Origin of the sequence: Streptomyces sp. NPDC013187 (assembly GCF_042899705.1) — a bacterium.
Classification (GTDB): Bacteria; Actinomycetota; Actinomycetes; order Streptomycetales; family Streptomycetaceae; genus Streptomyces; species Streptomyces hawaiiensis_A.
The window spans coordinates 145,557-156,620 of record NZ_JBIBAF010000015.1 but is presented as its reverse complement, the minus strand read 5'-3'; the positions used below and the strand labels follow the sequence as shown (position 1 = coordinate 156,620).

The window sequence follows — 11,064 nt, the reverse complement described above, 5'->3', positions numbered from 1 at the left end:
GCGTCCCGGCCGACACCTATCCTGGAGTCGGTCGGACAGCGCGGTCCGCTCTGATTTCTTCCCGGATGTCCGATCCGTATGCGGCGCCCCGCCGCGCGAGACGCCGTCCGGGTTCCCCTCCCAGACGAGCTTCAACACTGCAAGGAGCCGCACCTGTGAGCAGTGCCGACGACCAGACCACGACGACGAGCAGCGAGCTGCGAGCCGACATCCGCCGGCTGGGCGACCTCCTCGGCGAGACGCTCGTCCGCCAAGAGGGCCCCGAGCTGCTGGAACTCGTCGAAAAGGTCCGCCGCCTCACCCGCGAGGACGGCGAGGCCGCCGCCGAGCTGCTGCGCGGCACCGAACTCGACACCGCGGCCAAGCTGGTCCGCGCCTTCTCCACCTACTTCCACCTGGCCAACGTCACCGAGCAGGTCCACCGCGGCCGCGAGCTGCGCGCCCGCCGCGCCACCGAAGGCGGACTCCTCGCCCGTACGGCCGACCGGCTCAAGGACGCCGACCCCGAGCACCTGCGCGAGACGGTCGCCAACCTCAACGTCCGCCCCGTCTTCACGGCCCACCCCACCGAGGCCGCACGCCGCTCGGTTCTGAACAAGCTCCGCCGCATCGCCGCGCTCCTGGAAACCCCGGTCATCGAATCCGACCGGCGCCGCCTGGACACCCGCCTCGCCGAGAACATCGACCTCGTCTGGCAGACCGACGAACTGCGCGTGGTGCGCCCCGAGCCCGCCGACGAGGCCCGCAACGCCATCTACTACCTGGACGAGCTGCACGTGGGCGCCGTCGGCGACGTCCTGGAGGACCTCACCGCCGAGCTGGAGCGCGCCGGGGTCAAGCTCCCCGACGACACCCGCCCCCTCACCTTCGGCACCTGGATCGGCGGCGACCGCGACGGCAACCCCAACGTCACCCCCCAGGTGACCTGGGACGTCCTCATCCTCCAGCACGAACACGGCATCAACGACGCCCTGGAGACCATCGACGAACTCCGCGGCTTCCTGTCCAACTCCATCCGCTACGCCGGCGCCACCGAGGAACTGCTGAGCTCCCTCCAGGCCGACCTGGACAACCTCCCCGAGATCAGCCCCCGCTACAAGCGCCTCAACGCCGAAGAGCCCTACCGGCTCAAGGCCACCTGCATCCGGCAGAAGCTGGAGAACACCAAGAAGCGCCTCGCCGAGGGCACCCCCCACGTGGCCGGCCGCGACTACCTCGGCACCGGCGAACTCCTCGCCGACCTGCGGATCATCCAGGAGTCCCTGCGCGAACACCGCGGCGGCCTCTTCGCCGACGGCCGCCTGGCCCGCACCATCCGCACCCTCGCCGCCTTCGGCCTCCAGCTCGCCACCATGGACGTCCGTGAACACGCCGACGCCCACCACCACGCCCTCGGCCAGCTCTTCGACCGGCTCGGCGAGGAATCCTGGCGCTACGCCGACATGCCCCGCGACTACCGCGCCAAGCTCCTCGCCAAGGAGCTCCGCTCCCGCAGGCCGCTCGCGCCCACCCCGGCACCCGTCGACGCCCCCGGCGAGAAGACCCTCGGCGTCTTCGGCACCGTCAAGCGCGCCCTGGAAGTCTTCGGACCCGAAGTCATCGAGTCCTACATCATCTCCATGTGCCAGGGCGCCGACGACGTCTTCGCCGCCGCCGTCCTCGCCCGCGAAGCCGGTCTGATCGACCTCCACGCCGGCTGGGCCAAGATCGGCATCGTCCCGCTGCTGGAGACGACGGACGAGCTCAAGGCCGCCGACACCATCCTCGAAGACATGCTCTCCGACCCGTCCTACCGGCGCCTCGTCGCGCTCCGGGGCGACGTCCAGGAGGTCATGCTCGGCTACTCCGACTCCTCGAAGTTCGGCGGCATCACCACCAGCCAGTGGGAGATCCACCGCGCCCAGCGCCGCCTGCGCGACGTCGCCCACCGCTACGGCGTACGCCTGCGCCTCTTCCACGGCCGCGGCGGCACCGTCGGCCGCGGCGGCGGCCCCACCCACGACGCCATCCTCGCCCAGCCCTGGGGCACCTTGGAGGGCGAGATCAAGGTGACCGAACAGGGCGAGGTCATCTCCGACAAGTACCTCATCCCGTCCCTGGCCCGGGAGAACCTCGAACTGACCGTCGCGGCGACCCTCCAGGCCTCCGCCCTGCACACCGCCCCCCGCCAGTCGGACGAGGCCCTCGCCCGCTGGGACGCCGCGATGGACGTCGTCTCCGACGCCGCCCACGCCGCCTACCGCCGCCTCGTCGAGGACCCCGACCTGCCGACGTACTTCCTCGCGTCGACGCCCGTGGACCAGCTCGCCGACCTGCACCTGGGCTCCCGGCCCTCCCGCCGCCCCGGCTCCGGCGTCTCGCTCGACGGCCTGCGCGCCATCCCGTGGGTGTTCGGCTGGACCCAGTCCCGGCAGATCGTCCCCGGCTGGTTCGGCGTCGGCTCCGGCCTCAAGGCCCTGCGCGAAGCGGGCCTCGACACCGTCCTCGACGAGATGCACCAGCAGTGGCACTTCTTCCGCAACTTCATCTCCAACGTCGAGATGACGCTCGCCAAGACCGACCTGCGGATCGCCCAGCACTACGTCGACACCCTCGTCCCCGACGAGCTCAAGCACGTCTTCGATACCATCAAGGCCGAGCACGAACTCACCGTCCGTGAAGTCCTGCGCGTCACCGGCGAAGCCGAACTCCTCGACGCCGCACCCGTACTGAAGCAGACCTTCACCATCCGCGACGCCTACCTGGACCCGATCTCCTACCTCCAGGTCGCCCTGCTCAAGCGGCAGCGCGACGCTGCCGCCGCCGGCGAACAGCCCGACCCGCTCCTCGCCCGCGCCCTCCTCCTCACCGTCAACGGCGTGGCAGCCGGCCTGCGCAACACCGGCTGAACCACCCCCGGACACGACCGTGCCCCCGAGCCCGTACAGGCTCGGGGGCACGGCCCTTTCCGATCAGCCGCGGCCGGACTTCCGGCGCCGCAGCACCAGGAACCCCCCACACGCCACCAGCGCCGCCGCGACACCGGACAGCACACCCACCGGCGCCCCGTTGCCCGTCTCGGCGAGATCACCGTCGCCACCACCCTGCGACGACGGCGACGAGGACGGCGACGCCGGCACACCCCCACCGGCCGACGCGCTCGGCGACGCCGACGCACCCGGCTCACCCGACGGCGTCCCCGACGCCCCCGACGAAGGCGACGCGGACGCCGAACCCGACGGCGTCGAACCACCCGGCTCCTGCTCGTCCTCGCAGTCCGACCAGAACACCTTGTGCTTGGCGGACCCCTTCTCCCCCTCGAACTTCCAGAACAGCTTGTAATGCCCGTCCGCCAGCGACAGATCCCCGGTCCGGCCGTGACCCTCGGCGTCCAGCGTCAGCACACCGGACTCCACCGTCTCCCCCTTGTTCTCGCTCGGAGGGATCGCGTCGATGTGCCAGTCCACCTTCTGACCACCGTCGAAACCGAAGGCGTCCAGGTAGAAGGCGCACACATGCGGCTCGTTACGGGTCAGCTCCGCACCCGTCGAGGCGTCATGGATCTTCACCGTGCCGTTGTCGCCGGGCGGAGTGGCATGGGCGGCCGGAGCGAGCAGGAGGACCGCGGAAGCGGCAGCGCAGACAGCGCCGAGGCGCGAGAGGGTTCGCATAGCGGGGAGTCCATCTTCGAGAAGTGACCGAGAAGATGTGGAGGGGGCGGCTCAGCTTCCAGCCTCGCCCGGCAGCACGTCAATCACGAACACACAACGCTCGCCCCTCCACGAAGAGAGGCCCCTCCACGAAAAAGAGAACGACCCAACCCTCAGACGGCTACGAACGCCGCCGTCACCAACGCCACCCCGGACAACACCATCACCCACGCCGACCGCGTCCGCAGCAGACCACCCGCCACCACGACCGACGCCAGCAACAACGCCCCACCCAACGGAACCCACGCGTACAGAACCCCCGCCGGACCCGAACGCACCGCGTCATCACCACCGGGCTTCACGACCACCGTGTAGGTCCGCCCCCGCTCCACCGCGACCGACTTCTCCAGCACCACCCGAGCCCGCGGCTGCGAACCCTCCGACAACGGCGTGAACCGGCCCCAGCACGCGTCCGCCCCGCACCGCGCCACCTCGACCGTGCCCTGCTCCCGGCCCTTCGTCAGCATCACGTGCTGCGCCGTACCCCACGACGCCCACACCCCCGCGATCAGGATCAGCACCGCGACCGTACCCATCGCCGCGAACCGGCAGAGCCGCAGCACAGCGGAGGAGGTCTGGCGAGAGAGGATCACAGAACTCATGGCCGTGATCGTTGGCCACGACCGTGCGTTCGGTCAACCCTGGCAAGGGCCGGCGGGGGCAGAACCAAAGGACCTCGAGTCGGGAGACGCTGCCCCGCAGCAGGACGTTGACCGCCGCCGTCGAGCCCTCGTCGTGTCAACGTTGCGGCGCAAGCCCCAGCAGCTTCACCACCCATGCGTCAAAATGAGGACAGGCGGCTCGCAGGGCGGTCAGTCCCAGTTCCATTACCGCCACCGGGCCGTCCTGTGTTTTCACATACCTCGGGTACAGCTTGAGGATTCGCTTCGACGGAGCCGTCTCCGGTCCGTCGTTCACGTTCTCGGCTCCCCCGGCTTGATCGGCCTGACGCTTGAGCTCACGCGCCAGAGACAAGTCGTCGGCCCAGTCCCCGAGCTGTTCAGCCGCGGCGAAGACCCAGGTCTCCGTCTCGTGCAGGACGACATGGGGGAGAAAACGAGGATGGCTGACGCGTTCTGCGAGGCACCGCTCGACATGCGTCACCTTGTCTGCTGCGGATCCTGTAGGCCGGTCCGACATACCCGGACTGTCCACAGGGAGGCCGTAATAATCGAGAAGTGTGGTGACCGCCGCCCAGTGGGTGCTGGCCAGTAGTCTGTGCAGATCTTTCTCGATCTTCGCCCATTTGCTGACCCCCCCTTTTCCGGCGGGACCACCTGCCGCCACCCGGGTCGTGAGGATGGTCGGCACCAGGCAGATGCCGTAAGCAGCCAGCTCGGGCCCGAGGAAGTCGTTGACCATGTTCTCCTCGGTCTGCCCCTCGCACAGCACCCCCACCATGATCATTCCGCACGGCCCCGCAACGGAAGTTCCGGGGAAGGCCGTCCACCCAGCACGTTCTTCTCCCACAGCTCCCCGAGGGAGTAGTCCTCCAGCCACCCCTGGAGTTCCTCGGGAGCGGGACGCCTCAGCTGCGTCGCCCCTTCCTCCCGCTCCACCACCACGATGTCGTCGAGGGAGAACTGGTTCAGAAGGGTCACGGACTGCGTAGCGATCACGATCTGGCTGCGCACAGCGGCCGACCGGAGCATGTCCGACAGTTGGACGATCGCGTACGGATGCAGCCCGAGCTCCGGTTCATCGAGGGTGAAAAGGGCCGGTGGATCAGGCTGGAGGAGCAGGACGCACAGACAGATGTACCGCAAGGTGCCGTCCGAGAGCGCCTCGGCGGGAAACACCGCGTCGATCCCCTCCTGCATCCAGCGCAGGCGAATCCTGCCACCGGGCTCCTCCTTCAGAAGGAAGTCCCGGAAGAACGGAGCCACGGATTTGACGGCCCGCACGATACGCCGATAGGCCTTCGGCTCGCCCTCGCGCAGCCGCAGGAGAAACGCCGCGAGGTTCGCCGCATCCGGCCGCAGCGCCTCATTGTCCGCCGCGTACCCGAACTGCTTGACCGGCGCCTCACGGCTGGTGTCCTGGAAGTGGAAGACCCGGCAGCCTGCGAGGATGTGCCGCACCGGGCCCGCCAGACGGGAGAGCTGCTCCTCCTCTTCTTGCCGCAGCAGTGATTCGCGGTGTCCACGGCCGAAGCTCTCCTCCATCGGCAGGCCGGGGCCCGGCTCGTGGAAATGCCCCTTCTCCTCGGCGAAGACGAAGCTGTCGTTCGTGGCGGGAACGAGGTGCGCCTCATAGCGGTACGGGGGAGCACTGACTTTCAGCCGGATACCCTTTTCGGTGCCGCGCCCCGCGAACTGCAGGGCCTGGGCGCCGCCGTGAATACCCACCTGAAGTGCCAGGTCCCCGTCGGCCATCCATCCCAGCAGTTCGAGCGCGCCGACGACATTGCTCTTGCCCGCCCCGTTCGCGCCCACCAGGACGGTCACGCCGTCGCCCAGCCTCAGCGTGCTGGATCGGAGGGAGGTGTACCCCTCGATGGTCACCTCTGAGAGCTTGTACGACGGCATGGCTCCAACCCTAGGTCAGGGCCCCGGCTCCATGGGGAGCAGAGAGCCCAACAGACGGTCTGTTGTGATCGCCTGTCCACAGGATGCCGGTGCACGCTGCCGGCCCTTCGGTCGTGGTCGATAGGCTGGGCCACCTGCACGATCCGGCCACCGGCAGGAAAAGGGCGAGACGACGAGATACGGAAAGGGGCGTCGCGGTCATGCGAGACGGCAGGTGGACCACTGTCACCGAGTCGCAGTTCCAGCACGAACGCAGCGGACTGCTGTATCTCAAGGAGAGGCTTCCGGACAACGAGCCTTACCGCGCCTGGTCGAACTTCACCTTCACCGCGCACAGCGGCCATGTCCGCGAGGTCGACCTGCTGGTCGCCACCCCGGCCGGTCTCTTCCTGGTGGAACTGAAGAACTGGCAGGGCACGGTCACCTCCTCGGGAGCGAGCTGGGTGCAGACCCTCCCCGGCGACCGCACCCGCATCCACCGCAACCCCCGCCACCTCGCCAACCAGAAGGCGAAGGAACTCAAGGGCCTGCTCAAGGACGCCCTGCGGAAGACCGACCCCCGACGCCATGTCCCGTACATCCAGGAACTGATCTTCTTCACCGACCCCGGCCTGCGTATCCGTCTCGCTCCGAACGACCTGGCAGGCGTCTTCGGCAAGGCCGGGCACAGCGGGCTGGACGACATCCTCGCCGAGCTCCAGCGCCCCGCGCGCGACGTCAAGTCGGGCATCGACCGCGAGTTCTCCCGCGGTCTGGGCAGGCTCCTGGCCGAGGTTGGCGTCGGCCGTTCCGACGCGGAGTTCCACGTCGGCACCTACCGCCTGGACCGCACTCCTTTCGACACCGGGCCGAACTGGGCCGACTACCTCGGCCGCCACGACTCCCTGAGCAAGACCCGCCGCGTACGCATCTACCTGCGCGAACGCGGAGCTGACCGGCAGGCCCGCGAGTCCATCAGCCACACCGCCGAGCGTGAGGCGCGAGCGCTGGAGGGCCTCAGGCATCCGGGCCTGGTCGCCCTGGAGAACTTCGACGAGAACGGCCACAGCGCCGGACCCGCCCTCCTGTACGCCTACGATCCGCGCACGCTCCGCCTGGACGACTACCTCCTCCAGTACGGCGCGAAGCTGGACGCCCAGGCACGGGCCGTCCTCCTGCGCCGCCTGGCCGAAACGGTCCACTACGCGCACCGGCACCTCCTCTTCCACCGCGCTCTGCACGCCCGCGCCGTCCATGTCCTGCCCGGCCCGCGCACCGGCACCGGCAGCGAGGAGGACCGCTGGCTCAACCCGGTCCTCCAGATCGCCGAATGGCAGACGGCCGTCCGCCGCCCCCGCACCAAGGGCGCCGCGGGAGGCTCCGGCTCCAGTCTGAGCAGCGGACACGAGATAATCCCGTCGAACAACCTCGCCGCGTACGTCTCCGAGGTCGCCGACCCCTACCTCGCCCCCGAGGTGACCGCCAAGTCCCCGGACCCCACCGCCCTCGATGTCTTCGGGCTCGGCGTACTCGGCTACCTGATCTTCACCGGCAGGCCGCCGGCGAGCAGCCAGGCCGAACTGGGCGCCAGGCTGGAACAGGGCCGCGGGCTCGTGCCCTCCGCCGTGGCCGACGGCCTGACCAAGGACGTCGACCAGATCATCCTGGACGCCACGGCCTTCGACCCGCACCGCCGCATCCGCACCGCCGCGGAATTCCTGGAGTGGCTCGACGTCGTCGAACAGGGACTCAGGCCCACGAAGCCCGAACCGCAACCGGCCCTCGACACACAGGGCGAGGAGGGGGACCCGCTGGAGGCCACCCCGGGCGACGTCGTCGGCCGACGCTTCCGCATCAAGCGCAGCCTGGGCCAGGGCTCCACCTCACGCGCTCTGCTCGCCGAGGACCTCGAACGCGACAACGCACCGGTCGTCCTCAAGATCGCCCGCAAGGACAAGTACGCCGAGGCGCTGCGCCGCGAGGCCGACGTGCTGTCCCGGCTGCGCAACGACTCCAAGGTCATCCACCCTGCCCTGCCCGAGCCGATCCGCATCGGCCCGCGCACCGTCCTCGTCCTCGACCACGCGGGCGACCGCACCGTCGCCCGCCAGCTGCGCGAGCGGGGCCCGCTCCTCACCGACCAGCTGGAGACCTACTCCACCTACCTCTTCGCCGCCGTCGACTTCCTCGACGGTGAAGGCGTCTGGCACCGCGACCTCAAACCCGACAACATCGCCATCCGGGTCCGCCCCAACGGCACCCGGCAACTGGTCCTCTTCGACTTCTCCCTCGCCGGCCTCGACGTTGACGCCGTCCGGGCCGGTACCGAGGGCTACCTCGACCCGTTCGTCGAGAACATCACCCGGGGCCGCTACGACGCCCACGCCGAGTGGTACGCCCTGGCCGTCACCCTCCACGAGATGGCCTCCGGAGAGCTGCCCCAGTGGGGCGACGGCTCCGTCCTCCCACGCCAGACCGATCCCAAGGAGTGGCCGCACCCCAGGATCGCCTCCGAGGCGTTCGACTCGGCTCTCCGCGACGGCCTCACCGAGTTCTTCCAGCGTGCCCTGCACCGCGACCACCGCAAGCGGTTCCCCGACCTGAAGGAGATGCAGCGCGCCTGGCAGCGCGTCTTCGCCCTCGCCGACCTGCCCGTCCAGGGCCGCTCCGGCGGTCACCCCGAGGACACCACCTCCTCGGCCGCCGCGCTGCCTGTCGGCGAACTCCCGCCCCTCGACCCCGCGGCGGACGAGGACGCCCGAGAGGAGGCCGCGGCCAAGGCCGGCCGTGACACCGCCCTCCTCGTGGCGGGACTGTCCCTCCGCGCGGTCTCCTTCCTCAACGGCCTGGACGTCCACACCGTCGGCGACCTCCTCGACTACTCGACCCGGCGGCTCGTCAACCGTCCCGGCCTCGGCGCCCGCACCCGCGACGAGATCAACCGCCGCATCAAGCAGTGGCGCCTCGCCCTCGACGTCCGCCAGCCCTCCCCGCTCTCCCCGGCCGAACGCGGCGACTCCGCGGAGGAGATCGCCGAGGCACGCTCCGAGCAGCGCGAAGAGGGCAGCGACCTGCCCCTGCGCCGTCTCTCCCTCGACGCCCTGGTCACCCTCCTGGTGCCCAAACCGGCACCCCGGGGGCGCAACGCCACCGAGGTGGAGACGGTACGGCTGCTGCTGCGCCTCCCCGACGAGGAGGGCCGGCTGCCCGAGGGACTGCCCAGCTGGCCCCTGAACAAGTCGGTCGCCCCGCTCACCACCGACCAGGTCACCGAGGGCCGCATCGCCCAGATCCTCGGCGCCCAGCGCAAACGCTGGGCCAAGGACCCGGCACTCGTCGCCCTGCGCGACGAGATCGTCGAGATACTCGCCACCCTGGGCCGGGTCGCCTCGGCGACCGAACTCGCCGAAGCACTGATCGGCCGCCGCGGCACCTCCCAGTCCGACCCCGCGGTGCGGCGCGCCCTCGGCACGGCCGCCGTACGGGCCGCGTGGGAGGTCGATTGGGGGATGACTCCGCGCCGTATGCGCAGCCGCCGCCACGGCGAGACCGGCGACAACCGGATGATGCTGGCCCTGGAGGTCGACGAGGACAGGGACGCCCCGGACACGCCCTCGGCCCCCGCCCTCCTCAACTACGCCGACCGACTGGGCAAGGCGGCCGACACCCTGGCCGCACGCGACACCCTCGCCGGCCCCGGCACCGTGCTGGAAGTGATCGTCGCTGCCGACGCCGCCTACCGGGCCCGCTGGCCCGAGGCCCAGATCACCATGGGCGAGGCACGCATGGTCACCCTGGCCGCCGCGGCCTCCCAGGGCGCGGCCGCCAACGCCCGGCTGGAGATCTACGCCCGGTCCCTGGAACCGGTGCGTGCCCTCCGCCTCGCCCAGGCGGGCCTGCTGCTGCCGCTCGCGGGCACGCCGGACGACGAGCAGGACGGCCTGACCGTCGAGCAGATCCACGACCGGGTCCGCGCCCGTTTCCCCGACCTGTCCAGCCGCCTCCCGGACGACCGGGTCCTGCTCGGCCGCCTGCTGCGGCAGGCCGGCTTCGAGCTGGAGTGGCGGACGAACCGGAAGCGCCCGCGCGGCTGGTTCGTTCCCAGGCGAGAGACCGTCGGCGGCGGTGACGTCACCTCGGTCGTCACCCAGCGCCGCCCCAGCCGGGTCAGCCGTACCGACCACTGGACGGCACGCGACCCGGAGCAACGCGCCCGGCTGAAGGCCAGGGCCCAGCTGATGGAGTCCGGCGGCCGACCCGGCTTCCGGGTCCTCACCGTCCGCTTCGACGACCAGCGCCTCGCCCTGCGGACCCTCACCGAGCAGGGGCGCGAGTGGCAGGCCGAACCCGTCGACGTCAGCGCCCTCTTCCTGGCCAGTCTGCGCCGCCTGGTCGAGGCGCGACCCCGGCCTACCTGGGAGACCATCCTGGAGGCGGACAACGCCGAACCGGGCTCACGGGACGCGATGAAGTTCGGTGAGTACACGGCCGCCGCGTGGCGCGACGTGGAGAAGGACATCCTGGCCTCCCTGAAGGCACCGGCGGGCCCCGGCACGGCGAGAACGGGGGAGGACGGCGCGGCGGCGGGCCGCCGGCCGGTGCTTCTGCACGACGCCTATGTCATGGCCCGCTACGGCGGTATGGGTGTCCTCCAGCGGCTCGCCGATCTGGCACGGCGGGGCGGCCCGGACGGGCGTGGCCTCTGGCTGCTCAGCCCGCTCACGGACCCGACCCTCGGGCCACGGCTGGACGCCGCGACTGTGTCGATCGAGGACCGCGAGGAGTGGATCAGCCTCAACCACGCATGGGTCGTCAACGACCCGGGGGAGGAGCAGGCGGCGTAACCGCCTGCTACTGCCCGTGCCCTG

General features: G+C 70.5%; 6 protein-coding genes. 2 read left to right on the top strand and 4 right to left on the bottom strand.

Translation table 11 applies throughout. From position 1 onward, the window contains the following. Positions 1–155 precede the first annotated feature (155 nt). Positions 156–2,888, top strand: a complete 2,733-nt coding sequence (gene ppc, locus ACFY5B_RS29655; RefSeq protein ID WP_389975038.1) for a phosphoenolpyruvate carboxylase — start codon at positions 156–158, stop codon at positions 2,886–2,888. A gap of 63 nt (positions 2,889–2,951) precedes the next feature. On the opposite strand, the gene ACFY5B_RS29650 is transcribed toward ppc, so the two are convergent. From ACFY5B_RS29650 to ACFY5B_RS29635, 4 genes are all read right to left on the bottom strand, one after another. Further along, positions 2,952–3,650 (bottom strand): LPXTG cell wall anchor domain-containing protein, encoded by a 699-nt coding sequence (locus ACFY5B_RS29650; protein ID WP_389975035.1) that lies wholly within the window; start codon positions 3,648–3,650, stop codon positions 2,952–2,954. Positions 3,651–3,802: 152 nt separating this feature from the next. After that, on the bottom strand, positions 3,803–4,291 hold the full coding sequence (locus ACFY5B_RS29645; protein WP_389975032.1) for a hypothetical protein: 489 nt from the start codon (positions 4,289–4,291) through the stop codon (positions 3,803–3,805). A 136-nt stretch (positions 4,292–4,427) separates the two neighbouring features. Beyond that, positions 4,428–5,090: a DUF4276 family protein gene (locus ACFY5B_RS29640; protein WP_389975030.1), complete on the bottom strand. Its 663-nt coding sequence runs from the start codon at positions 5,088–5,090 to the stop codon at positions 4,428–4,430. A gap of 2 nt (positions 5,091–5,092) precedes the next feature. Next, positions 5,093–6,217: an AAA family ATPase gene (locus tag ACFY5B_RS29635; RefSeq protein ID WP_389975027.1), complete on the bottom strand. Its 1,125-nt coding sequence runs from the start codon at positions 6,215–6,217 to the stop codon at positions 5,093–5,095. Between the two features lie 200 nt (positions 6,218–6,417). On the opposite strand from ACFY5B_RS29635, the gene pglW reads away from it, so the two are divergent. Beyond that, on the top strand, positions 6,418–11,040 hold the full coding sequence (pglW, locus tag ACFY5B_RS29630) for a BREX system serine/threonine kinase PglW (RefSeq protein ID WP_389975024.1): 4,623 nt from the start codon (positions 6,418–6,420) through the stop codon (positions 11,038–11,040). The last annotated feature ends 24 nt before the right edge of the window (positions 11,041–11,064 follow it).